The sequence below is a fragment of the Ancylobacter moscoviensis genome, assembly GCF_007559435.1.
Taxonomy (GTDB): Bacteria; Pseudomonadota; Alphaproteobacteria; order Rhizobiales; family Xanthobacteraceae; genus Ancylobacter; species Ancylobacter moscoviensis.
Map to the genome: position 1 here is coordinate 941,818 of NZ_VMBP01000001.1, position 22,217 is coordinate 964,034.

Sequence of the window (22,217 nt, forward strand, 5' to 3'; positions counted from 1 at the left end):
TGCGACACCATGGGAGGGCAGTCGGGCCTTTTGGCTGAAATTCCGCGCCGATTCTGTGGCCAAACCGGGTCGAAGCGGTGGTTGTCCCCGTCTTCGGTACCTTTAGACCGCCGCCGCCCGCGCCTGGTTGGCGAGCTCGACGAGCACCGCGCGCATGTCCCGCGCCGTGGTCACGCGGCGGTCGAAATCAAGGCGGCGCACCCCGATGCCGTCCATCAGGTCGCAGCCTTCCGGGTCGAGGCCGACCATCTGCCAGTGGCCGGGGCCGGTGCCCAGCAGGTGCATGGCGTAGAGCTGCACCGCGTCGCCATGGTCGGCGTTCATGTGCGCGACCGCGCCTTCCTCCGCCGCGAGCACCTCGCCCGCGTCGCCGGTCGGGGTGCGCAGGGCGTCCCCCTCGATATCGACGATGCGCCCGAAGCCGGCGACCAGATGCGCGCTGTCGATCTCGATCCGGTAGAAGGCGAAGTCGCTGAAGCCGGCGAAGCCCGCCGCGTCCGGGTGGCGGGCGAGGAAGCGGCGGCGGGCGGTGGCGATCGCGGCGTCGTCCGACAGGCGGGCGATGCGTCCGCGCAGGCCGGCCCGCGCGCCCTGCAGCTCGTCGCCGTGACGGCGCTCGTCCACCAGCAGCGAGACCCGCGCATCCCGGGAGAGGTTGCACGTATGGCGGGCAAGGCCGGAGAGCAGCAATAGCGGCGCGCCGTCGGGAAGCGTGGCCAGCTGCACCAGCGAGGCGTAGGGCCCACCATCCTCGTCGAGCGTGGCGAGCGCGCCCGTCTGGCTCTCGCGGACGAGGCGCTTCACCGTGCGCGCGGCGTCGAAATCACTGTTCTGCTGGGGTATGGGCGACATGAAGCGATCCTCCGCGCGGGCCTGTGACAGGTGAGCGCGCCGGGCCGCAACGTCAAGCATTCGGTGGAGCGTTTGCCGGCTGGATTGGCTATGTGCCTTGAATCGCGCTATTTTCGGTTGAATCGATTTGCGTGTCACATTATGGCCACGCCGGCGCGGTTCACCGCCCCGTGTACCGCCGCCGAACAGGAAAGTGCGCAGATGCCGACCATCGCTCTCGTCGACGACGATCGCAACATCCTCACCTCCGTGTCCATCGCGCTGGAATCCGAAGGCTACCGGATCCAGACCTACACGGACGGCGCGACGGCGCTGGACGGCTTCAAGACCAACCCACCTGACCTCGCCATCTTCGACATCAAGATGCCGCGCATGGACGGCATGGAGCTGCTGCGCCGCCTGCGCCAGAAGAGCGATATGCCGGTCATCTTCCTCACCTCCAAGGACGACGAGATCGACGAGCTGTTCGGCCTGAAGATGGGCGCGGACGACTTCATCAAGAAACCGTTCTCCCAGCGCCTGCTGGTTGAGCGGGTGAAGGCGGTGCTGCGCCGCGTCGCGCCGAAGGACGGCGCCCTGCCGCGCGAGACCGACAGCGCCAAGGTACTGGAGCGCGGCCTGCTGCGGATGGATCCCGAGCGCCACACCTGCACCTGGAAGGGCGAGAACGTCACCCTGACCGTCACCGAGTTCCTGATCCTGCAGGCACTCGCCACCCGTCCGGGCGTGGTGAAGAGCCGCAACGCGCTGATGGACGCGGCCTATGATGATCAGGTCTATGTCGACGACCGTACCATCGACAGCCACATCAAGCGGCTGCGCAAGAAGTTCAAGGTGGTGGACGACAATTTCGAGATGATCGAGACGCTCTATGGCGTCGGCTACCGCTTCAAGGAGTAGCGGCTCTTTGCTCGATCCCGAATCCACCCGGACCGCGACCGACGAGAGGGACGTCGAGGAAACCGGGGAGACGGTCGAAACCTCCGATGCCGGGCGGGGCAGGGGGATGCTCGCCGCGTTGCGGCGGGCGCGGAACTTCGTTGCCTTCAAGAGCTTCTCCAGTCTCACCCGCCGTATCGTCCTGCTCAACCTCGCCGGCATGTGCGTGCTGGTGTCGGGTATTCTCTACCTCTCGGAATTCCGCGCCGGGCTGATCGACGCGCGCGTGCAGAGCCTCCTGGTGCAGGGCGAGATCATCGCCGGCGCCATTGCCGCCTCCGCGCAGGTCGAGACCAACGCCATCACCATCGATCCCGAGCGCCTGCTCGAGCTGCAGGCGGGAGAGAGCTACGGCCCGGGCGAGGAAGGCTTCGCGCCGCTGGAATTCCCCATCAATCCCGAGCGCGTCGCGCCGGTGCTGAAGCGCCTGATCGAGCCGACCGGGACGCGCGCGCGCATCTACGACCGCGACGGGGGGCTGCTGCTCGATTCCCGTTCCCTCTACTCGCGCGGCGAGATTCTGCGCTTCGACATGCCGGCGCCCAACACGCCCAAGCCGAACTGGATGGAGCGCGGCTGGAACAGCGTGAAGATGTGGTTCGAGCGTGGCGACCTGCCGCTCTACAAGGAGCTCGGGCCCAGCAACGGCAAGGGCTATCCCGAGGTGACGGAGGCGCTGCTGGGACAGAAGGCCAGCGCGGTGCAGGTGAATGATCGCGGCCAGATCATCGTTTCGGTGGCGGTGCCGGTACAGCGCTTCCGCGCCATTCTCGGCGCGCTGCTGCTCTCCACCCAGGGCGGCGAGATCGACGAGGCGGTGGCGGCCGAGCGGCTGGTCATCGTGCGCGTCTTCCTCGTCGCCATGGCGGTGATGGTGGTGCTCTCGCTGCTGCTCGCCGGCACCATCGCCGGCCCGGTGCGCAAGCTCGCCGATGCGGCCGAGCGCGTTCGGCGCCGCACGCGCTCTCGCGTCGAGATCCCGGATTTCACCAGCCGCTCGGACGAGATCGGCCATCTCTCCGGCGCGCTGCGCGACATGACCGATGCGCTCTATTCGCGCATCGAGGCGATCGAGAGCTTCGCCGCCGATGTCTCGCATGAGCTGAAGAACCCGCTCACCTCGCTGCGCTCGGCGGTGGAGACGCTGCCGCTGGCCAAGACCGACAATTCGCGCGGCCGCCTGATGGAAGTCATCCAGCACGACGTGAAGCGGCTGGACCGACTGATCACCGATATCTCCGACGCCAGCCGTCTCGACGCCGAGCTGCAGCGGCAGGAAGCCGAGCCGGTCGATCTGGTGCGCCTGCTGAACACCGTCGCCGGCGTGCACAACGACGTGGTGCGCGGCGACGAGGTGAGCGTGAAGCTCGCCTTCGAGCACGCGCCGGGGACGAATGGCGAATTCATCATCCCCGGCCACGATTCCCGCCTCGGCCAGGTCATCAACAATCTGATCGACAATGCGCGCTCCTTTTCCGCCAAGGGCGGCGAGGTGCGCGTCACCTGCCGGCGGACGAAGGACGCGGTCGAGGTCATCGTCGACGATGACGGTCCAGGCATCCCGCCGCACGCGCTCGCGCGGATCTTCGAGCGCTTCTACACCGACCGTCCGGAGGAGCAGGGCTTCGGCCAGAATTCCGGCCTCGGCCTGTCGATCTCGCGGCAGATCGTCGAGGCGCATGGCGGGCGCATCTGGGCGGAGAACCGGCCGGCTGAAGGCGCCCCCAAGGAAGGCGCCCCCAAGAAGGCGAAGGCGGGCAAGGCCAAGGCAAAGGCGACCGATGGCGAGGTAGATACGCCGCGGGCCCGGCCGGCGAAGCCGGGTGGCGCCCGCTTCATCGTCCGTCTGCCGGCGAGCTGACGCGATGGCGGCCGATGCGCAGGGCAATACGCCACCGGCAACGGTCCACGGCTCCTGCGTCCGGGTCGGCACGCGCGGCGTGCTGATCCGGGGAGCGTCGGGCAGCGGCAAGTCGCATCTCGCCTTCGCGCTGATCCTCGCCGGCCGCAGCGGTGTGACGGAGCCTGCCGAGCTGGTGGCGGACGACCGCGTGGTGCTGGCGCGTCGCGGGGGGCAGCTTTTCGCCACCGCGCCGCACAATCTCGCGGGGCTGATCGAGATCCGCGGGGCCGGTCTACGCCGGCTTCCCTTCGCCGCGGAGACGGCCGTCGACCTCGTCGTCGATCTCGGCGCCTCCGATGCCGCGCGTCTGCCGGAGCCGGCCGCGTTGCGCACGGTGATCGAGGGGGTGGAAATGGCGCGCCTGCCGGCTTTCGAGCCGGGCGACGTATTGCAGCAGGTGCTGGCGCTGCTGGTCACCGGGGCGGCGGCGGAGTGAGCCGCAAGGTGCGGGAGCGCGCCGCCGCCGGAGCGCCGGCGCCGATTTTCCGCAGCGGCACTTGCCATTCATGTGCGGTGCAACGATGATGTGCGCCCCGCGAAGGGAGTGGCGGAACTCGATACCTCGGGTGCCCCAGGCAAGAACAATGCGGTCGCGCCGTGGGGCGCGCGGCGGAGCAGCATGATAGGTCTCGTACTCGTAACGCATGGACGCCTCGCCAGCGAATTTCGCGCTGCGCTCGAACATGTGATGGGTCCGCAGTCGCAGCTCGAGACGATCACCATCGGTCCTGACGACGACATCGAGCAGCGCCGCAAGGACATCGTCGATGCGGTCGGCGCCGTGAACAGCGGCAACGGCGTGGTGATCCTGACCGACATGTTCGGCGGCACGCCCTCCAACCTCGCCATCTCGGTGATGACCTCGCCGGACATCGAGGTGGTGGCGGGCATCAACCTGCCGATGCTGGTCAAGCTCGCCACCGTGCGCGGCGAGGTGCCGATGGCCGACGCGGTCGCGCAGGCCCAGGAGGCCGGGCGCAAATACATCAACATCGCCAGCCGCGTGCTGGCCGGGAAGTGACCGTGACGACGACCGCCATCCAGCGCGAGCTCGCCATCATCAACAAGCGGGGACTGCATGCCCGCGCCTCCGCCAAATTCGTCCAGACGGTCGAGCGCTTCGCGGCGGATGTGCGCGTCACGCGCGCGGGCGAGACGGTGGGCGGCACCTCCATCATGGGCCTGATGATGCTCGCCGCTGCGCCGGGCACGACCATTCTCGTCGAGGCCAGCGGTCCCGACGCGCAAGCGGCGGTGGACGCGCTGGACGCGCTGGTCTCCGACCGTTTCGGCGAGGGCGAGTAAAGCTTCGCTCCGCACCGGCGGCATTCGCGGTCGCCGTCATATAAAGACATCTTTATATCGTTATTGTTTTCGCGGGGCTGGGCTGCTATCACCCGGCCAGCTCAACCGCGCCCAATCCGCGCGCCAATCGCGTCAGGCAGAAGGGAAGCCGCACATGGCCGTCGCCAGCGAATACATCGTCAAGGACATCAGCCTCGCCGGTTTCGGCCGCAAGGAGATCGAGCTCGCCGAGACCGAGATGCCGGGCCTGATGGCCATCCGTGCCGAATACGGCCCGTCGCAGCCGCTCAAGGGCGCGCGCATCGCCGGCTCGCTGCACATGACGATCCAGACCGCGGTGCTGATCGAGACGCTGAAGGCTCTCGGCGCCGATGTGCGCTGGGTGTCGTGCAACATCTTCTCGACCCAGGACCACGCCGCCGCCGCCATCGCCGCCGCCGGCACGCCGGTCTTCGCCTTTAAGGGCGAGACGCTGACCGAATACTGGGACTTCACCGCCAAGCTGTTCGACTGGCACGGCGCGAAGGAAGGTGAACTTCTGGTCCCCAACATGATCCTCGACGATGGCGGCGACGCCACCATGCTGGTGCATCACGGCCTGCGCGCCGAGAATGGCGACACGGCGTTCCTCGACAAGGCCGAGTCCGAGGAAGAGGTGATCTTCTTCGCCCTGATCAAGAAGCTGCTGGCCGAGAAGCCGAAGGGCTGGTTCGCCGAGGTCGCCAAGTCGATCAAGGGCGTCTCGGAAGAGACCACCACGGGCGTGCACCGCCTCTACAAGCTCGCCGAGCAGGGCAAGCTGCTGTTCCCGGCGATCAACGTGAACGACAGCGTCACCAAGTCGAAGTTCGACAACCTCTATGGCTGCCGTGAATCGCTGGTCGACGCCATCCGCCGCGGCACCGACGTGATGCTGGCCGGCAAGGTCGCCTTCGTCGCCGGCTTCGGCGATGTCGGCAAGGGCTCGGCCGCCTCGCTGCGCCAGGCCGGCGCGCGCGTCATCGTCTCGGAAGTCGATCCGATCTGCGCCCTGCAGGCGTCGATGGAAGGCTACGAGGTCACCACGATCGAGAACGCCTTCGACCGCGCCGACATCTATGTCACCGCCACCGGCAACCGCGACATCATCACCGTCGACCACATGCGGCAGATGAAGGACCGGGCGATCGTCTGCAACATCGGCCACTTCGACAACGAGATTCAGGTCGCCGGCCTGAAGAACTTCAAGTGGACCAACATCAAGCCGCAGGTGGACGAGATCGAGTTCCCCTCGGGCAACCGCATCATCCTGCTGTCGGAAGGCCGCCTGGTGAACCTCGGCAACGCCATGGGCCACCCCTCCTTCGTGATGTCGTCCTCCTTCTCCAACCAGACGCTGGCCCAGATCGAGCTGTGGGCCAACCCCGGCAAGTACGAGAAGCAGGTCTACACGCTGCCGAAGTTCCTCGACGAGAAGGTCGCGGCGCTGCACCTCGAGAAGCTCGGCGTGAAGCTGACCACGCTGCGCCCCGAGCAGGCCGACTATATCGGCGTGCCGGTCGAGGGCCCGTTCAAGCCGGACCATTACCGCTACTGAGCGGGACGGGCGCTCCGGCGCCGTTCCTACGGATCAACGCGAAGGCCGGGCTCGTCCCGGCCTTCGTCGTTCAGAGGCGGCGAGCCGAAGCGATCCGTAGGCCCGGCGCCTAGAGTTCCTTCTGCACCAGCACCAGATCGAGCCGCTGGCCGAACTTGATGCCGATGCCCGGCATGTGGCCGGTCTCGACGAAGCCGAGCGCGGCGTGCAGCGCCAGCGAGGCGGCGTTGCCGCCGGTGATGCCGCCGATCATCACCTTCTTGCCGATGGCGCGCGCGGGGTCGAACAGGCTCTCCACGAGCCGCCGGCCGATGCCGCGCCCGCGCGCGGCTTCGGCGACATAGACCGAATGCTCGACGCTGATGCGGAAGCCGTCGAAGGGACGGAAATCGCCGAAGCTGGCATAGCCCAGCACCTCGCCATTCTCCTCGGCGACGATCACCGGATAGGACTTGTCCCGCCGGTCGCGCAGCCAGGCGAGACGGTTGGCGAGATCGGTCGGCGTATCGTTCCAGATCGCCGTCGAGTTCAGCACCGCGTGATTGTAGATGGCGAGGATGCCGGGCAGGTCGGCTTCCACGGCGTCGCGTAGCATCATGATGCCGAGCCTATGCGCAATGGGAGGGAAATTCCACGCCTGCCGTTGGCGCCGGCTCTCCTCGTCCCCATATCGAATGTCCGTGGGGCGACCGCTCTTGGAGGAAAGACCTTAAGGATGAGCTCGACCGATCCGTTCGATCGAATGCGTTTCACCGTCAAGCGGGTGAGCTGGTGGCAGGTGGCGATCGTCATCGCCGTGGCCCTCGCGGTCGGCACCGCGCTGGCCCTGGTGGCGGCCAGCGTGTTCCTCGTGGTCTTTCCCATCGTCGTCATCGCCGGCCTCGCCTATCGCCTGTTCGGCGGTCGCAAGCCGAACGGCGCCGCCGGCGGCCCGACCATCATCGAGGCCGAATACCGCGTGCTCTCGCCGGAAGAGGCCGCCCGCGCCGATGCCCGGCGCGAGGACGAGGAACGCTGGGATTCGGACCGGCGACTGCGCTGAGGCCCGGCCGCTTCCTCGTTCACTTCTCGACGAAGGCTTTCTCGATCACGAAGTCGCCCGGCTCCGTGGTCGAGCCCTCCTCGAAGCCGCGATCCTTGAGGATGACGCGCATGTCGTCGAGCAGCTGCGGGCTGCCGCACAGCATGACGCGGTCGTCTTCCTTGTCGAGCGGCGGCAGGCCGAGTTCCTCGAACAGCTTGCCCGAGGTGATCAGGTCGGTGATGCGGCCCTGGTTGCGGTAGGGCTCGCGTGTCACCGTGGGGTAGTAGATCAGCTTCTCCCGCACCAGCTCGCCGAAATACTCGTTCTCCGGCAGTTCGCGGGTGATGAAGTCCTGATAGGCGAGCTCCGCCACGGTGCGCACGCCATGGACGAGGATGACCTTCTCGTAGGTCTCGTAGGTCTCCGGGTCCTTGATGAGGCTCATGAAGGGCGCGAGGCCCGTGCCGGTGGAGAGCAGGTAGAGCCGGCGGCCGGGCACCAGATAGTCGACCAGCAGCGTCCCGGTCGGCTTGCGGCCGACGATCACCTCGTCGCCGACCTTGAGGTGCTGCAGGCGCGAGGTGAGCGGGCCATTCTGGACCTTGATGGAGAAGAACTCCAGCGTCTCCTCGTAATTGGCGCTGGCGATCGAATAGGCGCGCAACAGCGGCTTGCCGTCGACGGGGAGGCCGATCATCACGAACTGTCCGTTCTTGAAGCGCAGAGCCGGATCGCGCGTCGTGGTGAAGGTGAACAGGTTGTCCGTCCAGTGGTGCACGGACAAAACGCGCTCGTGATGCAGGTTGCTCATTTACAAACCGTCTAAGTGAAAACTTCCGCAACCCGGAAGTCCGTTGTGATTATCTGGATCGGGTTTACTGCGCAACCGCGCCGCTGTCGAGGCGCCGGGCACTCGAAATTCCCGCGCCACCGCGGCAGGATAGCGCGCCACGGCAGGAAAGTGCCTCATGTTCAGCCACATCATACTCGGCGCCCGCGATCTGGCGCGGCTCACCGCCTTCTACGACGCCGTGCTGGCGCCCCTCGGCCTCCTCCGGGTCGATGCGGAGGATGACGGCGGCCCGCCCGGTTCCATGTGGGTCATGCCGGGGGGCGCCTGGCCGCAGTTCTACGTGCAGCTGCCCTTCAACGGGCTGCCGGCCACCTGGGGCAACGGCACGCAGGTCAGCTTCGCCGCCCCCTCGCCGGCGGCGGTGGACGCGGCCTGGCGCGCGCTCGTGGAGCATGGCGGCACCGACGAGGGGGCACCGGGCCTCAGGCCCAACTATGCCGCCGACTATTACGGCGCTTACGGCCGCGACCCCGAGGGCAACAAGCTCTGCTTCGTGCATCTGGCGGAGCTGGAGAACCTGACCGTCCGCGCCGGCGGCTGAGACGGCTCAGCGCCCGGCGGAGGCCGCCCGGCGGAGGTCGCTGTTGCGCTTGGCCTCGTACATCATCGCATCCGCGCGCTTCACCACCCCTTCCAGCCGCTCGCCGGGCGTGCTGGTCGCCATGCCGATCGAGAGGCTGAGCGTCGAGGCGGAATAGAACTGGTTGTTGAGGGTCACCAGTTCCTCGATGCCTTGCATCACCGCGAGCCCGCCATCCTCGTCGACGCCGGGAAGCAGCACGGCGAACTCGTCGCCGCCGATGCGGGCGGCACAGTTCGGATGGTCGATCGCCTTCGCCAGCACCTCGCCGGCCCGGCGCAGCAGCGTGTCGCCGGCGGCGTGGCCGAGCTGGTCGTTGACCTGCTTGAGGTCGTTCAGATCGATCATGATGACCGTCACCGGGAACGGGCCCCGGCGTTCCAGCCGGTTCATCTCGTCCACGTAGAAGGAGCGGTTGTAGAGCTTGGTGAGCACGTCGTGCTTGCCGAGATATTCGAGATAGGCCTCGGCCTTCTTGCGCGCGGTGATGTCGGTCAGCGCCACCTGCACCAGCGACCAGTCGTGCTCGTGGCCCGGCAGCACCGAGAACTGCAGGTGCACATGCAGCATGTCGCCGCCGAGCGTGTAGTTCACCACCTCGCGCGTGTGGAACAGCTTGCCGTTCCAGAGGTCGATGAGCTGCTCGCGGAAATGGCGTTGCATGTCCTCGCGGAAGATCCCGGCGGCGTTGAGGATCAGCTCCTTCTTGCTGGTCGCCCCGAACATCTCCAGCGTGTGCCGGTTGACGTCGATGATGCGGATCTCGCTGATGCAGCGCTGCACGAATTCCGGGTGCACGTCGGTGAACACCCGGAAGTCCTCGATGCCGCGCAGGCGCACGTCGTCCATCAACTGCTTGATGGTGGAGAAGTCCTCGACCCACAGCGAGACCGGCGAGTGCTGGAACAGGCCCTGGGCGTATTCCTCCGCACGCGCCGCCTGCCGGCGCGCCGTCTCTCGCTCCGTCACGTCCTCGGCCGAGAGCAGCACGCGCTCCAGCGTCTCCTCATGGCCGGGCTGCACGATGCCCTTGAGCTGGATGTCGAGCCGCTGGCCGGTCAGCGTGTAATTGACGGCCTGGCTGGCGAAGCTGGTGTAGCCGTCCCAGAGCTGCGCCAGCTCCTCGATATGGGTCTTCAGCATGTCGCCACGGAACACCTTGTCGAGATTTCCGACGAGGTGGTCGAGGTCGTTGGCTTCGAACAGGGACAGGGTGCGCCGGTTGACCTTCAGCACCTTGATGCGACTGGAGCACTCCGCGACAAGCTCCGGCCGCCCGCGCAGATGATCGCGCAACGAGGTGACGCCGTCGGCGCGCCATTGCTCGAACAGCGCCTTCACGGCGCTGAAATCCTCCAGCCAGAGCGAGATCGGAGCCAGCTCGAACATTTCGGCGTTCTCGTCGACGACCGACGGCACGACCACCTCGTCCTGGCGCTCGGGTATGCCCGGCTTAATCGGCTTCATGGTGGAGTGCACCGACTCTGCTCATGGATAGATACGCAGCTGCAGGAGGATAAAGGCGGCACAAGGGGCGGAAGTTGGGCAGCTTTGACGCACCTACGGTAGAATAATGCCGTTCAATCCAATCTCCGGTATAGGTTACGGGAGATTCGCGAGGCCGGCAAACTGCACCATCGGCGTCAGATCCGGCAATCCGCCTCGGCATGCCGGGGCATGGGGCCGCGCGGGGCCCGGACGACGGCCGACGTGGACGCGCCCAAGGCGGGGTGTATTCTCCGTAGAGCATATGCTCCTCTCTCCCGGCGCCCGCAGCGGCGCTCGCCGTTCCGGTGTGTCCATGAGCGATATTGTCTGTATCTCCCCGATCGACGGTTCCGAACTCGTCCGCCGCCCGGCCGCTGCCGATGCGGCCGTGGCGCAGGCGGTGGCGGTGGCGCGCGCGGCCCAGCGCGAGTGGCGCAAAGTGCCCATCGCCGAGCGTTCCGCCCATGTGCTGCGCTTCCTCGACGCGATGCTGGCGATGAACCAGGAGATCGTGCCGGAGCTCGCCCAGCAGATGGGGCGTCCGGTCCGCTATGGCGGCGAGTTTCGCGGCTTCGAGGAGCGGGTGCGCTATGTCGCCGGGATGGCGGAGGACGCGCTCGCGCCAGTGGTGCCGCATGACGAGCGCGCCGGCTTCCGCCGCTACATCAAGCGCGATCCGCTCGGCCTCGTGCTGGTCGTGGCGCCGTGGAACTACCCCTATCTCACGGCGGTGAACACCATCGCGCCGGCGCTGATCGCCGGCAACGCCGTGTTGCTCAAGCATGCCGCCCAGACCATCCTCGTCGGCGAGCGCTTCCAGATGGCGATGGACCATGCCGGCCTGCCGAACGGGCTGTTCGCCAATCTCGTCCTCACCCACGACCAGACCTCGCGGCTGATCGGCTCGGGGGCGGTGGACTTCGTCAACTTCACCGGCTCGGTGGAAGGTGGACGGGCCATCGAGCGCGCGGCGGCGGGCACCTTCACTCCGCTGGGGCTGGAACTGGGCGGCAAGGATCCCGCCTATGTGCGCGCCGACGCCGATCTCGACTTCGCGGTGGAGAACCTCGTCGACGGCGCTTTCTACAATTCCGGCCAGTGCTGCTGCGGCGTCGAGCGGATCTACGTGCATGAGAGCCTCTATGACCGCTTCGTCGACGGCTTCGTGGAGCTGACCGGGCGCTATGTGCTGGGCAATCCGCTCGACGAGGCGACGACGCTCGGGCCGATGGCGCAGGGCCGCTTCGCCGATCTCATCCGCCGGCAGACGGCGCAGGCGCTTGCCAGGGGCGCGACCGCGCATATCGACCCCGCCGCCTTCCCGGCCAATCGCGAGGGAACGCCCTACCTCGCCCCGCAGGTGCTCACCGGCGTCGACCATTCCATGTCGGTGATGACCGAGGAGAGCTTCGGGCCGGTCGTCGGCATCATGAAGGTAAAGGACGACGCCGAGGCGCTGGCGCTGATGAACGACAGCGTCTACGGGCTGACCGCCTCGATCTGGACCGCCGATCTCGACACGGCTGAGGAACTGGGCAACGAGATCGAGACCGGCACGGTCTTCATGAACCGTTGCGACTATCTCGATCCCGGCCTCGCCTGGACCGGCGTGAAGGATACCGGGCGCGGCGCCTCGCTCTCGCGCATCGGCTTCGAGATGCTTACGCGGCCGAAGTCCTTCCATCTGCGCTACGGCTGAGATCGCCGTAGCGGCGGGCGGCCTCGATGGCGAGGCCGGTGCCGACCGAGCCGAAGGTGTCGCCGTCCACCACCCGCGCCTGCGGGAGCGTGGCGAGGATCGCCGCCCGCACATGGGCGAGGCGCGTCGAGCCGCCGGTGAGGAACAGCGCATCGATGTCGCCGGCCGTCAGTCCGGCCTGTTCGAGGCAGAGGGCCACGCGCGCGGCGATGCGTCCGGCGAGCACATGGGTGTGCGTCACCAGCTCCTCCGGCGTGATGCCGACCGAAAGCCCGGCCTCCAGCCAGCCGAGGGCGACATCCGCGCGCGAAACGTCGGCGAGGGCGATCTTGGCCGCCTCGGCCTCCATCGCCAGCGTGTGGCCGCGCTGCTCCTCGATCACCCGGATCAACCGCTCGACCAGTTCCGGCCTCGCGGCCTCGCGGCGGACCTCGTGCAGCTCGCGCACCGTCTTCGAGGAATAGAGCCGGTTGATGCTGGACCAGGTGGCCAGCTCGTGGAAATAGCCGCTCGGCACGTCCCGGCCGGGACGCTTCATCGGGCTGCGGAAGCCCAGCAGCGGCATCAGCGTGCCGAGGCTGAGATGACGGTCGAAATCCGTGCCGCCGATTCGTACGCCGTCATTGGCGAGGATGTCGCCAGCGCGGTCGGCGCGCGCCCGGCGTGCCGGGCCGAGGCGGACGATGGAGAAGTCCGAGGTGCCGCCGCCGATGTCGGCGATCAGTGCGATCTCCTCGCCGCGTACCTGCCGCTCGTAGTCCAGCGCGGCGGCGATGGGCTCGAACTGGGTCGAGACCGCGCGGAAGCCGATGTCGGCGGCGATGGTGCGCAGCGTTTCCTCGGCCTTGCGGTTGGCCGCCGCGTCGTCGTCGACGAAGAAGACCGGACGGCCCAGCACGACGCTGTCGAGCGCCTCGCCCGCGCTGGCCTCGGCGCGCGCCTTCACGGTGCGCAGATAGTCGGCGATGACGTCGCGAAAGCCGATGGCGCGCCGGCCGATCTGGGTCTTTTCCTCGATCAGCGCGCTGCCGAGCACCGCCTTGAGGCTGCGCATCAGACGTCCGTCCTCGCCGCCGACATAGCGCGCCATGGCGGCGCGGCCGATGGTGAGCTGGCCCTGCCGGTCGTAGAACACGGCGCTGGGCACCGTGACCTTGCCGTCCTCCAGCGCCGCCAGTTCGGGCGCCTCGTGGCGCCAGAAGGCGAGGGTGGTGTTGGACGTACCGAAATCGAGGCCGCAGAACGCCATGGCGAAGCTCCCACAAAAGGGCGCCTTGTTAATGGGTTCGGCCCGCCGCATCAATCCGCATCGTGGTGACGACGCTGTGTTGACGCCGCGCGCGCAAGGCGCCACAGCTGGTATCTCAGCAGGGAGGAGTGACACCGTGACGATGCACAACTGGACGATGAAGCATTCGATTGCCGTTGTGGTGATCACGCTGCTGGCGGTCGGCGCCTTCCTGTTCAGCTGGACCTGACAGGCGATGCGGCCGGCGGGTTTCTGGCCAATGTCACACTCGGCTCCTATCTGAGGGGTAGGGGCCCCACGCGGGCCCCTCATGAAGACGTCCCCGGGAGGAGTGTCGCCCGCCGTGCTGTCACATCCGCCGACCGACAAGAGCGCCGAGCCCGATCAGGCCGGTCCGCTGGACGACACGCTGCGGCTGTCGGAGGTGCTCACCCGCATCGCCGGGGACACGACGCGCGACCGTATCGCGGTCGGCGATCTGCTGAAGGCGATGCAGGAGCGGGCTTTCGGCCCGCTGATGCTGGTCTTCGCGCTGCCCAACGTCCTGCCGACCCCGCCCGGCACGTCCTCCGTGCTCGGGGCGCCGCTGGTGTTCCTGGCGGCGCAGCTGGCGCTGGGCCGGCGCCCCTGGCTGCCTCCGATCATCGCCCGCCGCTCGATCGCGCGGAAGGACTTCGCCGCCTTCGTCGCCAAGGCAACGCCCTGGCTCGCCAAGGCGGAGCGGCTGCTGCGCCCGCGCCTCGGCGGGCTGGCACATCCGCCGGCCGAATACGTCGTCGGGCTGATGTGCTTCGTGCTGGCGGTCGTGCTGGTGCTGCCGATTCCGCTCGGCAACATGCTGCCCGCGCTCGCCATCTGCATCCTGGCGCTGGGCATTCTGGAGCGCGACGGGGTGTGGATCCTCGTCGGCATGGCGCTTGCCATCGCCTCGCTCGGCGTGGTGTCCGGCGTGGTGTGGGCCTTCGTGAAGGCGGGGCTGTTCCTGCTCAGGAGCCTGCTGGGCTAGCCATGCAGGCGCGCCCGATCAGGCAAGGGCGCGGGCGTTCTCCAGCGCGCGCGTGAGCATGTCGAGGCATTCCTGCGCCTGCTCCTGGCCGCTGACGTCGCCGCGCAGCCGCTGGGCGAGGTCGCGCAGGTCCCGGATGGCGACATCCACGGCGGTGAAGATGTCGATATCGTACTCGAACTCCGACTCGGGTTCGGCAACGCGCACAGGAAACGGTATTACATTACTCATACGGCTCAGGACTCGGGTTCGGCGAATCGCCTCGGGCAATGTCCAGAACGATGCCCGGAATTGGTTAACGCGATCCTCCCGCTGCCGTCTGCGCTGCCGGTGGCGGCGTGTGCCGGGGCGCAAGGACACAAGGTCGCAAGGGCCACCCGCAAACACTCCGTTCCGGTAAAGCTTGTAGAAGGAAGGCTGCGAAAAGCGCTCTCGAATTGAATGCATTCAATATACAGTCAATTTGTTATTGTATTGACATTGAATGCTTTCATTCCTACTTATTGATTGCATCGCGCGGGCGGCTTCCGTTCTGGCGCGTGCAGGAGGTTCTCGCCATGCTTGCCCGCAGCCCGTCCGATCCGGCCGCGTCCTCGTCCTATCCGAAGCTGTCGCCCTTCGAGTGCGGCATGCGGGCCTGTTGCCCGCGCTGCGGCCAGGGCAAGCTGTTCAAGGGCTTCCTGACGCTGGCGCCGCGCTGCGAGGTGTGCGGCCTCGATTATTCCTTCGCCGATCCGGCCGATGGTCCAGCCTTCTTCGTCATCTGCTTCGGATGCGTGCCGTCGGTGATATTCGGCCTCTGGATCGAGGTCGCCTTCCAGGCGCCCTACTGGGTGCACCTCGTCACCACGCTGCCGGTGATGCTGCTCACCTGCGTGCCGCCATTGCGGCCGCTCAAGGGGTGGCTGGTCGCGAGCCAGTATTACCACAAGGCGGAGGAGGGACGGCTCGTCACCTCCAGCGATCCGGCGCCCGCGCCGGGCTCACCCCCGCAGGGCTGACGCTTCCGTTTCCTGCGGCGCACCGGTTTCGTGGAAGCGGGCCGCTCTTATGCCGGCGGCGAGCAGGTCCTCGCCGCATGCCGTCGATGCCAGATAGTCCAGTTCGCGCTCTCGCGGTTCCAGCAGCGGATCGAGCCGGCGCAGCTCTTCGTCGACGATGCCGGGATGGCAGTGCACGAGGATGCGCGTTCCCGGACCCGCGAGAGCGGCGCGGAAGACCTCGCGATAGGGCGGCTCGGGCGTGAAGTCGTAAAGCCCGCGAAAGCTGTCGTTGACGGCGAAGCCGGCGCGGATGGCGGCCGTTCCCGCCCCGGCGGCGAGACGGCCGATGATCGCCGCCTTGCGCCAGCCGATCCGGCGCCGCCGCGCCCAGGCGAACGGCTCGGTGCAGTTGCGCAGCCAGGGCAGGCGACCCGCATAGCGCGCCGACAGTTCCTCCGTGACGATCTCGCATATGCCGGGCAGCGCATGGGCGTGCTGGTGGCCGTCGAGGAAATCCGGCGGCCCGTCCCATATGTCCTCGAAAGCGTCGAGCTGGGCGCGCAGCTCGTCGCGTATCGCCGCGAGCGGCAGGGCGCGCGCGAAGGCGCGCAGGATGAGAGGGCCGATCTCCGGCAGCTTGCCGTCCCGCGCGAGGCCTCGCGCCGGCGACAGGGGGCTCTGGCCGGTGAGCGTGAAGTGTAGCCCGATATCGGCGGGATGCGTGCGCACGAGCGCCCGGAGCCCTTCCGCCCGATGCCGCCAGGACGGCAATCCGGTCATCGCGCCCGTCGCCGAGAGCCGGCCGCGCTCGATCAGGGTTTCGATCGCGTCGCACACGCCCATGCTGAGGCCATAGTCGTCGGCGCAGATTACTACCGCTTTCAGGTTGTCGTTCATCTGTACTGGGCAGCCAAACAAAAATCACAATCACAGAATATGTGATCATGGGCTTCAGGAAAGCCGAAAACTGTCGCGGAAATTTGGCAGCGGCCGGAAGTTCCGGCGAGCACAAAGTAAAACCGGCCCAACATCATGACGATCTCTTCCCTAAGGTCGCCCCGGCTGATTTCGGTTGTCGTCCCCGTCTATAACGAGGCGCGGTGCCTCGAAGCGCTGCACGCGCGCCTCTGTGCTGTGCTCGACAGCTATCCCGACATGCAGCGGGAGTTCATCTTCGTCGACGACGGCAGCCGCGATGGCAGCTTCGACCTGCTGGCCGAGCTCGGCCGCCGCGATCCGGCGGTGAAGGCGCTGCGCTTCGCCCGCAATTTCGGCAAGGAATCGGCCATGGCCGCCGGCCTGCGCGCCGCGGTGGGCGATATCGTCGTGCTGATGGATTCCGATCTCCAGCATCCCCCGGAGGTCATCCCGCAGATGATCGAGCGGTGGGAAGGCGGCGCCCAGATGGTGATCGCGGTGCGTCGCTCGCGCCGCACCGATCCGTTGGGAAGGCGGCTGTTCACGCGCGGCTTCTACCATTTCTTCCACGCCCTCTGCGAAGTCGAGATCCCCGAAGGTGCCGGCGATTTCCGCCTGTTCGACCGCCGTGTGGTGGACGCGATCAATGCCCTTCCCGAGCGTAACCGCTTCATGAAGGGTATCACCAGCTGGGTCGGTTTCCGCCAGGAGGAGGTCGAGTTCGAGGTGGCCGAGCGCGCCGGCGGGGTCTCCTCCTTCTCGACGCTGCGCCTGCTGCGCTACGCGATCGACGGGCTGTCCTCCTTCTCCATGGTGCCGCTGCGCGTCTGGTCGCTGATCGGGGTGGCGCTGGCGGGGATTTCCGGCCTCTACGGCCTCTACCTCATCGGCGAGGTGCTGGTGTTCGGCGTGCGCACCCCCGGCTTCCCCACCATCATGGTCAGCATGCTGTTCGTCTCCGGCGTCCAGCTCATCAGCCTTGGGGTGATCGGCGAATATGTCGGGCGCATCTTCACCGAGGTGAAGGCGCGCCCGCTCTATCTCGTCGCCGACGAGATCGGTTTCGCGCGCCCTGTCACGCTTCCCTCCGCTCATGCCGGCAATCATCGGCATGCCCACTCGCTCGTGCCGGACGGTCCTTCCTCGTGAGTCTCGATAGTTCCGATTTTCCCGCGCCGGCCGGATCGGCCTGGCCGGTCTCCGTCGTCGCGCGCGGCTGGCGCTCCGTCGCTCTCACGCGGGTGGCGAGCCTGGCCCTCTTCGCGGCGGTCGCGGTGTGGATCGTCCTCGCCTTCCGCGATTCCGGCATCAGCAATGACGAGCCGGTGCAGCATACCTATGGCCAGCTGCTCATCGCCTGGTATGCGAGCGGCTTCACCGACGACCGGGCCTTCCACTACATCAACCTCTATCTCTATGGCGGCCTGTTCGACCTGATCGCCGCCGGCCTCGAGCCCTATGTGCCGCTGCCGCTCTACGAGTGGCGCCATCTTCTCTCGGCGGGCTTCGGCTTCGCCGGGCTGATCGGCGCATGGCGGCTGGCGAGGCTGCTCGGCGGCGAGAAGGCCGGCATCGCCGCCGCGCTGCTGCTCGCCTTCACCGGCATGTATGGCGGGGCGATGTTCACCCACACCAAGGACGTGCCCTTCGCGGCGGCGATGGTGTGGAGCCTCTACTTCATCACCGCCTGCGCCGTGCAGCTGCCGGCGCCGCCGCGCTGGCGGAGCGTGCTCGGGCTCGGGGTTTCCATCGGCTGCGCCTTCGGCCTGCGCGTCGGCGGCGTGTTCGCGGTGCTTTACCTGCTGCTGACGCTCGGTACGGCGACGCTGCTGCTGCGCGACATCCGCCTGCCGCTGCGCGTGCTGCCGCGGCTCGTCGTGGCGGGGCTCGTCGCGCTCGCGGTCATGGCGGCGAGCTGGCCGTGGTCGATGCTTCCGCCCACCAACCTGTTCAAGGCCATGGGGGCGTTCAACAACTTCGCCTTCGATCTCACCACGCTGTTCAACGGCAAGGCGGTGCCGATCGATCAGATCCCGCCGACCTACATGTCGGAATATCTGCTCATCAAGCTGCCGGAGGTGACGCTTCTCGGCCTCGCCGCCGCCCTGGCGATGGCGCTGGTCGCGCTGGTGCGGCTCGTCCGTGAGCACCGCGCGTCGCGCACGGCCTTCGTCCATCCCCGCCGCATCCTCGGCTATCTGCCGCTGCTGTTTGCGGTCGCCGTGCCGGTCGTCTTCACGCTGCTCGACGATCCGCCGCTCTATAACGGCATCCGCCATTTCCTCTTCGTCCTGCCGCCGGTGACGATCCTGGCCGTTCTCGGCCTGCAGGCGGCGTGGCGCGCGCTGTGGCGGCGCTCGCGCGTGGTCGGGGGTGGCTTCGCGGCGGCGGCGCTGGCGCTCTTCCTCGTCAACGCGGCCGGTTTCCTGCGGCTGCACCCCTACGAATATGTAGGCTACAACCAGCTCGTCGGCGGCACGGCCGGCGCCTGGGGGCGCTTCGAAGGCGACTACTGGTCGACGAGCCTGCGCGAGGCGGCGCTGGCCTTGCGGCAGGGCCTCGAACGGGATGGGCGTTCCGGCCGGCACTACAAGGTTTCGGTCTGCGCGGAGGACGTTCAGGCCTCCACCTATCTCGGACCGAACTTCGACATGGTCGAGGAATGGGACGACGCGGACTTCCTGCTGACCTCCCGCAACATCGGCTGCGATGCGGCGCCCGGCCTGCCTTATGCGACGGTGAGCCGGATGGGCGTTCCGCTGGCCTCGGTGATGGACATGCGCATGCACCGCGCCCCGGTTGAAGTGCCCCTGCCGCCCGGCAGTGACGGGCTCGATCTCAACGCGCCGGCGGTGTCGCTGAAGGATGCGGGGCCGCTGGTCGCCAAGGCGAAGCCCTGAGGAGCGGAACGGCATGGAAAGCCTGGCGCAGCAGGGCGGAGGGGAGCGACGGGCCGGGCGCCTGCCGGCGGCCCTGCTTGCGCGGCTGCGCCATATCCTGCTGTTCGCCGCGCTCGGCGCCCTCGGTACGCTCGCCCATTACGCGGTGCTGATCGGGCTGGTGCAGGGCGGCGTCGCGGGGCCGGTGGCCGGCTCCACCGCCGGCTTCCTCGTCGGCGCGCTGGTGAACTACCAGCTCAACCGCCGCATCGTCTTCCGCTCGCACAAGCCGCACCCCGAGGCGCTGGCGAAGTTCTTCGTCATCGCCGGCATCGGGCTGGTGCTGAACGCTCTGCTCATGGCGCTGGCCACGGCGACGCTGGGCGCGCCCTATCTGCTCGCCCAGATCGCCGTGACCGGCCTGCTGGTGCTCTGGCACTATGGCGGCAATGCCCTGTGGACCTTCCGCGAGGCGCGCCACCCCGTTTCCTGAAGGAGCGGCACGGCCGGCTTGACTCTCGGCCCGGAAAGAGTCGTTCTATAGAACAAAACATGAACAATCTTGAGCGCGCTCATCATGGATACGGTCCGCGATATCGCCGCGCTGAGGCAGATGCTCGCCAGGCTTGAGGCGGAGCGCTTGCCCGGCGCGGCCTCCGTCTTCTCTCTCGGCGCCGCCGGGCCGGAAGGTGGGGGCGTCCGGCTGGCGCGGGGCGCGTTGCACGAGGTGCAGGCCGCCCATGGCGCGGATCTGCCGGCCGCCACCGGCTTCGTCCTCGCGCTCGCCCTGCGGGCCGGTGGCGCGGATGTCCGCCGGCCGATCCTCTGGGTGCGGCAGGACTTCGCGGAGGCCGAGCTTGGCCGTCTCGACGCGCCCGGCCTCGCTTCGCTCGGGCTCGATCCCTCGCGGCTCATCCTGGTGCGGGCGCCGGACGCGGCCGAGGTGTTGCGCGCGGCGGGCGACGCGGTGCGCTGCCCCGGCCTCGGGGCGCTGGTCATCGAGCCCTGGGGCGAGCCGAAGACGCTCGATCTCACCGCGACGCGGCGCCTGTCGCTGCGCGCGGCATCCTCCGGCGTCACCAGCTTTCTCCTCCACGCCGCTGCGCGACCCGCCCCGACGGCGGTGGCGACGCGCTGGCGGGTGGCGCCGGCGGCCTCCGGGCCCGGCGCGCCGGAGGAGGCCGATGCACTGGGCAGCCCGGCTTTCACGGCCACCTTGCTGCGCCATCGCGGCGGCGAGGGTGGACGGCCGGTCGAGGGCGGCACCTGGAATCTGGAGTGGGACCATGAGGCATGTTCCTTCCGCGATCTCGCCCCGCTACCTCGCGCTGTGGTTCCCGTTCCTGCCGGCCGACCGGCTGGAACGGCTGCGGCGCGGCAAGGGAATGCCGGCGCGGAACGCGGCGAGATCGTCGCGCTTCGCCGCGCCGGCTGACGGCTCGGCGGCCGGGGGCACGCCGGCGGAGCACCCGCTGGCGCCGCCGCCGCTCGTCTTCGTCGAGAAGGCGCAGAATGCGCTGCGCCTCGCCGCCGTCGACCGCGCCGCGCATCGGCGCGGCCTCGCGCCCGGCCTGACGCTGGCGGACGCCCGTGCCCGCATTCCCGATCTCGCGGTGATCGATCACGACCCGGCGGCCGACGCGGCCTTCCTCGAGGAGGTCGCGGACGATTGCGATCGCTGGACGCCGCTCGTCGCGCTCGACGGAGGCGACGGGCTGGTCCTCGACATCACCGGCTGCGCGCATCTGTTCGGCGGCGAGGCGGCGATGCGCCAGCGGCTGCTGGCCCATCTCGCGCGCCACGGCCTCGGCGCCTGCGCCGTCGTCGCCGGCACGCCGGATGCCGCCCGGGCCCTCGCCCGCTCCGGCGGGGGCCGCGTACGGGAAGGCATCGTCGCGCCGGGCGGCGAGGCGGCGGCCGTCGCCGTTCTGCCCATCGCCCGGCTCGGTGTGGGAGAGGAGGTGGTGACGGGCCTCTCCCGCGCCGGCCTCAAGACCATTGGCGACCTCGCCGCCCGCCCCGGCACGCCGCTCGCCGCCCGCTTCGGCGAGGATCTGCTGGTGCGGCTCGACCGGGCGCTGGGCCGCGAGGATGTGCGTATCGTGCCGCGTCGTCCTTTGCCCGCCTGCATCGCCGAGCGGCGCTTCGCCGAGCCGATCGCCCGCGTCGAGGATATCGAGGCGACGCTCGGCCTGCTGGTGGACGATCTCGCCCTGATGCTGGAGGCGCGGGGCGAGGGCGGACGGGCCTTCGAGGCGTCCTTCTTCCGGGCGGACGGCGCGGTACGGCGCCTGAAGGTCGAGACCGCGCGCCCCTCGCGCGACGCGCGGTCGTTGCGCCGGCTGTACCGCGAACGGATCGAGACGCTGGCCGATCCCATCGACCCCGGCTTCGGCTTCGATCTCGTGCGTCTCGCGGTGCTGCGCGCCGAGCCGCTGACCCCTGCGCAGGTCAGCCTCGACGGGCGCGCCGTGGAGGAAGAGGAGGTGGCGGCACTCATCGACCGGCTCGCCGTGCGGCTCGGGCGCGAGCGGGTGCTGCGCTTCCTCCAGCGCGACACCCATGACCCCGACCGCGCCAGCGCGCTGGTCCCGGCCGCCGCTCTCGCGGGCCCGCCTCTTCCCCCGATGCCGGAGATGCTGCCGCGACCGCTGACCCTGTTCGATCCGCCCCAGCCCATCGAGGCGTTGGCCGAGGTGCCGGACGGCCCGCCCCTGCGCTTCCGCTGGCGGCGCGTGGTGCACGAGGTCGCCCGCGCCGAGGGGCCGGAGCGCATCGCGCCCGAATGGTGGCGCCGGCCGGAGGGGACCCCGACGCGGGATTATTTCCGCGTGGAGAATCGCGAAGGGCGACGCTTCTGGCTGTTTCGCGCCGGCCTTTACGACCGCGAGCCGGGGACGCCGCGCTGGTTCCTGCACGGCCTGTTTCCATGAGGAGGCCAACTGATGCTCTCGAAGCGCCGG

24 protein-coding genes are annotated in these 22,217 nt (G+C 68.5%); 17 read left to right on the forward strand and 7 right to left on the reverse strand.

The window, feature by feature from the left end:
* Nucleotides 1-102: 102 nt before the first annotated feature.
* Complete coding sequence (locus tag FO470_RS04360) at nt 103-852, reverse strand: HugZ family pyridoxamine 5'-phosphate oxidase (RefSeq protein WP_144341661.1); 750 nt, start codon at nt 850-852, stop codon at nt 103-105.
* Between the two features lie 201 nt (nt 853-1,053).
* On the opposite strand from FO470_RS04360, the gene FO470_RS04365 reads away from it, so the two are divergent.
* The 6 genes from FO470_RS04365 (at nt 1,054) to ahcY (ending at nt 6,575) form a co-directional block, all read left to right on the forward strand.
* Entirely contained in the window at nt 1,054-1,752 is a 699-nt protein-coding gene (locus FO470_RS04365) for a response regulator transcription factor (RefSeq protein ID WP_144341662.1), read from the forward strand.
* 106 nt (nt 1,753-1,858) lie between these two features.
* On the forward strand, nt 1,859-3,652 hold the full coding sequence (locus tag FO470_RS04370) for a sensor histidine kinase (RefSeq protein ID WP_210244908.1): 1,794 nt from the start codon (nt 1,859-1,861) through the stop codon (nt 3,650-3,652).
* A gap of 4 nt (nt 3,653-3,656) precedes the next feature.
* Nucleotides 3,657-4,130: an HPr kinase/phosphorylase gene (locus FO470_RS04375; RefSeq protein ID WP_144341664.1), complete on the forward strand. Its 474-nt coding sequence runs from the start codon at nt 3,657-3,659 to the stop codon at nt 4,128-4,130.
* A 183-nt stretch (nt 4,131-4,313) separates the two neighbouring features.
* Nucleotides 4,314-4,715, forward strand: coding sequence for a PTS sugar transporter subunit IIA (locus FO470_RS04380; RefSeq protein WP_144341665.1), 402 nt, complete (start codon nt 4,314-4,316; stop codon nt 4,713-4,715).
* Nucleotides 4,712-4,999, forward strand: coding sequence for an HPr family phosphocarrier protein (locus FO470_RS04385; protein WP_144341666.1), 288 nt, complete (start codon nt 4,712-4,714; stop codon nt 4,997-4,999). The genes FO470_RS04380 and FO470_RS04385 overlap by 4 nt, the downstream gene beginning before the upstream one ends.
* Nucleotides 5,000-5,153: 154 nt before the next feature.
* Nucleotides 5,154-6,575 carry an adenosylhomocysteinase gene (ahcY, locus tag FO470_RS04390; protein ID WP_144341667.1) on the forward strand — a complete coding sequence of 474 codons (1,422 nt, stop codon included), beginning with the start codon at nt 5,154-5,156 and terminating at the stop codon, nt 6,573-6,575.
* A 109-nt stretch (nt 6,576-6,684) separates the two neighbouring features.
* Here the strand turns inward: ahcY and FO470_RS04395 are convergent, their stop codons facing one another.
* A complete protein-coding gene (locus FO470_RS04395; RefSeq protein ID WP_186291828.1) occupies nt 6,685-7,173 on the reverse strand; it encodes a GNAT family N-acetyltransferase in 489 nt (162 codons plus the stop codon).
* Between the two features lie 117 nt (nt 7,174-7,290).
* Here FO470_RS04395 and FO470_RS04400 point away from each other — a divergent pair, with 117 nt between their 5' ends.
* Nucleotides 7,291-7,617, forward strand: coding sequence for a hypothetical protein (locus FO470_RS04400; RefSeq protein WP_144341668.1), 327 nt, complete (start codon nt 7,291-7,293; stop codon nt 7,615-7,617).
* 19 nt (nt 7,618-7,636) lie between these two features.
* Here the strand turns inward: FO470_RS04400 and FO470_RS04405 are convergent, their stop codons facing one another.
* Nucleotides 7,637-8,410 carry a ferredoxin--NADP reductase gene (locus FO470_RS04405; RefSeq protein ID WP_144341669.1) on the reverse strand — a complete coding sequence of 258 codons (774 nt, stop codon included), beginning with the start codon at nt 8,408-8,410 and terminating at the stop codon, nt 7,637-7,639.
* Between the two features lie 157 nt (nt 8,411-8,567).
* Here FO470_RS04405 and FO470_RS04410 point away from each other — a divergent pair, with 157 nt between their 5' ends.
* Nucleotides 8,568-8,993 (forward strand): VOC family protein, encoded by a 426-nt coding sequence (locus FO470_RS04410; RefSeq protein ID WP_144341670.1) that lies wholly within the window; start codon nt 8,568-8,570, stop codon nt 8,991-8,993.
* 6 nt (nt 8,994-8,999) lie between these two features.
* Here FO470_RS04410 and FO470_RS04415 read toward each other — a convergent pair whose 3' ends face one another.
* Entirely contained in the window at nt 9,000-10,499 is a 1,500-nt protein-coding gene (locus tag FO470_RS04415; protein ID WP_144341671.1) for a sensor domain-containing diguanylate cyclase, read from the reverse strand.
* A 334-nt stretch (nt 10,500-10,833) separates the two neighbouring features.
* Between FO470_RS04415 and FO470_RS04420 the strand changes: the two genes are divergently transcribed.
* The gene (locus FO470_RS04420; protein ID WP_144341672.1) at nt 10,834-12,219 is read left to right on the forward strand and encodes an aldehyde dehydrogenase family protein; all 1,386 of its coding nucleotides are present in this window, start codon (nt 10,834-10,836) and stop codon (nt 12,217-12,219) included.
* On the opposite strand, the gene FO470_RS04425 is transcribed toward FO470_RS04420, so the two are convergent.
* A complete protein-coding gene (locus FO470_RS04425; RefSeq protein ID WP_144341673.1) occupies nt 12,182-13,468 on the reverse strand; it encodes an Hsp70 family protein in 1,287 nt (428 codons plus the stop codon). The genes FO470_RS04420 and FO470_RS04425 overlap by 38 nt on opposite strands.
* On the opposite strand from FO470_RS04425, the gene FO470_RS04430 reads away from it, so the two are divergent.
* Complete coding sequence (locus FO470_RS04430; protein ID WP_144341674.1) at nt 13,467-13,697, forward strand: hypothetical protein; 231 nt, start codon at nt 13,467-13,469, stop codon at nt 13,695-13,697. The two genes, FO470_RS04425 and FO470_RS04430, sit on opposite strands and share 2 nt — an antisense overlap.
* Nucleotides 13,698-13,811: 114 nt before the next feature.
* Nucleotides 13,812-14,474, forward strand: a complete 663-nt coding sequence (locus FO470_RS04435) for an exopolysaccharide biosynthesis protein (RefSeq protein ID WP_144341675.1) — start codon at nt 13,812-13,814, stop codon at nt 14,472-14,474.
* An 18-nt stretch (nt 14,475-14,492) separates the two neighbouring features.
* Here the strand turns inward: FO470_RS04435 and FO470_RS04440 are convergent, their stop codons facing one another.
* Nucleotides 14,493-14,681, reverse strand: a complete 189-nt coding sequence (locus FO470_RS04440) for a hypothetical protein (protein WP_244616855.1) — start codon at nt 14,679-14,681, stop codon at nt 14,493-14,495.
* A 350-nt stretch (nt 14,682-15,031) separates the two neighbouring features.
* On the opposite strand from FO470_RS04440, the gene FO470_RS04445 reads away from it, so the two are divergent.
* A complete protein-coding gene (locus FO470_RS04445) occupies nt 15,032-15,475 on the forward strand; it encodes a DUF983 domain-containing protein (RefSeq protein ID WP_144341677.1) in 444 nt (147 codons plus the stop codon).
* Here FO470_RS04445 and FO470_RS04450 read toward each other — a convergent pair.
* Complete coding sequence (locus FO470_RS04450; RefSeq protein WP_144341678.1) at nt 15,458-16,354, reverse strand: ChbG/HpnK family deacetylase; 897 nt, start codon at nt 16,352-16,354, stop codon at nt 15,458-15,460. The two genes, FO470_RS04445 and FO470_RS04450, sit on opposite strands and share 18 nt — an antisense overlap.
* A gap of 135 nt (nt 16,355-16,489) precedes the next feature.
* On the opposite strand from FO470_RS04450, the gene FO470_RS04455 reads away from it, so the two are divergent.
* From FO470_RS04455 to FO470_RS04475, 5 genes are all read left to right on the forward strand, one after another.
* Nucleotides 16,490-17,524, forward strand: a complete 1,035-nt coding sequence (locus tag FO470_RS04455; RefSeq protein ID WP_144341679.1) for a glycosyltransferase family 2 protein — start codon at nt 16,490-16,492, stop codon at nt 17,522-17,524.
* Nucleotides 17,521-19,275 (forward strand): glycosyltransferase family 39 protein, encoded by a 1,755-nt coding sequence (locus tag FO470_RS04460; protein WP_144341680.1) that lies wholly within the window; start codon nt 17,521-17,523, stop codon nt 19,273-19,275. Before FO470_RS04455 ends, FO470_RS04460 begins: the two co-directional genes overlap by 4 nt.
* 13 nt (nt 19,276-19,288) lie before the next feature.
* A complete protein-coding gene (locus tag FO470_RS04465) occupies nt 19,289-19,747 on the forward strand; it encodes a GtrA family protein (protein ID WP_144341681.1) in 459 nt (152 codons plus the stop codon).
* Between the two features lie 69 nt (nt 19,748-19,816).
* Nucleotides 19,817-20,689, forward strand: coding sequence for an ImuA family protein (locus tag FO470_RS04470; protein WP_246659466.1), 873 nt, complete (start codon nt 19,817-19,819; stop codon nt 20,687-20,689).
* On the forward strand, nt 20,640-22,187 hold the full coding sequence (locus FO470_RS04475) for a Y-family DNA polymerase (protein WP_246659493.1): 1,548 nt from the start codon (nt 20,640-20,642) through the stop codon (nt 22,185-22,187). The genes FO470_RS04470 and FO470_RS04475 overlap by 50 nt, the downstream gene beginning before the upstream one ends.
* The last annotated feature ends 30 nt before the right edge of the window (nt 22,188-22,217 follow it).

What these genes read in the sequence shown, in the direction of transcription:
- FO470_RS04450 (WP_144341678.1), bottom strand. Translation starts at nt 16,354, where the DNA reads ATGAACGACAACCTGAAAGCGGTAGTAATCTGCGCCGACGACTATGGC.
- FO470_RS04465 (WP_144341681.1), top strand. Translation starts at nt 19,289, where the DNA reads ATGGAAAGCCTGGCGCAGCAGGGCGGAGGGGAGCGACGGGCCGGGCGC.
- FO470_RS04475 (WP_246659493.1), top strand. Translation starts at nt 20,640, where the DNA reads ATGCCGGCGCGGAACGCGGCGAGATCGTCGCGCTTCGCCGCGCCGGCT.
- FO470_RS04405 (WP_144341669.1), bottom strand. Translation starts at nt 8,410, where the DNA reads ATGAGCAACCTGCATCACGAGCGCGTTTTGTCCGTGCACCACTGGACG.
- FO470_RS04425 (WP_144341673.1), bottom strand. Translation starts at nt 13,468, where the DNA reads ATGGCGTTCTGCGGCCTCGATTTCGGTACGTCCAACACCACCCTCGCC.
- FO470_RS04365 (WP_144341662.1), top strand. Translation starts at nt 1,054, where the DNA reads ATGCCGACCATCGCTCTCGTCGACGACGATCGCAACATCCTCACCTCC.
- FO470_RS04445 (WP_144341677.1), top strand. Translation starts at nt 15,032, where the DNA reads ATGCTTGCCCGCAGCCCGTCCGATCCGGCCGCGTCCTCGTCCTATCCG.
- FO470_RS04375 (WP_144341664.1), top strand. Translation starts at nt 3,657, where the DNA reads ATGGCGGCCGATGCGCAGGGCAATACGCCACCGGCAACGGTCCACGGC.
- ahcY (WP_144341667.1), top strand. Translation starts at nt 5,154, where the DNA reads ATGGCCGTCGCCAGCGAATACATCGTCAAGGACATCAGCCTCGCCGGT.
- FO470_RS04380 (WP_144341665.1), top strand. Translation starts at nt 4,314, where the DNA reads ATGATAGGTCTCGTACTCGTAACGCATGGACGCCTCGCCAGCGAATTT.
- FO470_RS04400 (WP_144341668.1), top strand. Translation starts at nt 7,291, where the DNA reads ATGAGCTCGACCGATCCGTTCGATCGAATGCGTTTCACCGTCAAGCGG.
- FO470_RS04360 (WP_144341661.1), bottom strand. Translation starts at nt 852, where the DNA reads ATGTCGCCCATACCCCAGCAGAACAGTGATTTCGACGCCGCGCGCACG.
- FO470_RS04410 (WP_144341670.1), top strand. Translation starts at nt 8,568, where the DNA reads ATGTTCAGCCACATCATACTCGGCGCCCGCGATCTGGCGCGGCTCACC.
- FO470_RS04455 (WP_144341679.1), top strand. Translation starts at nt 16,490, where the DNA reads ATGACGATCTCTTCCCTAAGGTCGCCCCGGCTGATTTCGGTTGTCGTC.
- FO470_RS04415 (WP_144341671.1), bottom strand. Translation starts at nt 10,499, where the DNA reads ATGAAGCCGATTAAGCCGGGCATACCCGAGCGCCAGGACGAGGTGGTC.
- FO470_RS04430 (WP_144341674.1), top strand. Translation starts at nt 13,467, where the DNA reads ATGGCGAAGCTCCCACAAAAGGGCGCCTTGTTAATGGGTTCGGCCCGC.
- FO470_RS04420 (WP_144341672.1), top strand. Translation starts at nt 10,834, where the DNA reads ATGAGCGATATTGTCTGTATCTCCCCGATCGACGGTTCCGAACTCGTC.
- FO470_RS04395 (WP_186291828.1), bottom strand. Translation starts at nt 7,173, where the DNA reads ATGATGCTACGCGACGCCGTGGAAGCCGACCTGCCCGGCATCCTCGCC.
- FO470_RS04370 (WP_210244908.1), top strand. Translation starts at nt 1,859, where the DNA reads ATGCTCGCCGCGTTGCGGCGGGCGCGGAACTTCGTTGCCTTCAAGAGC.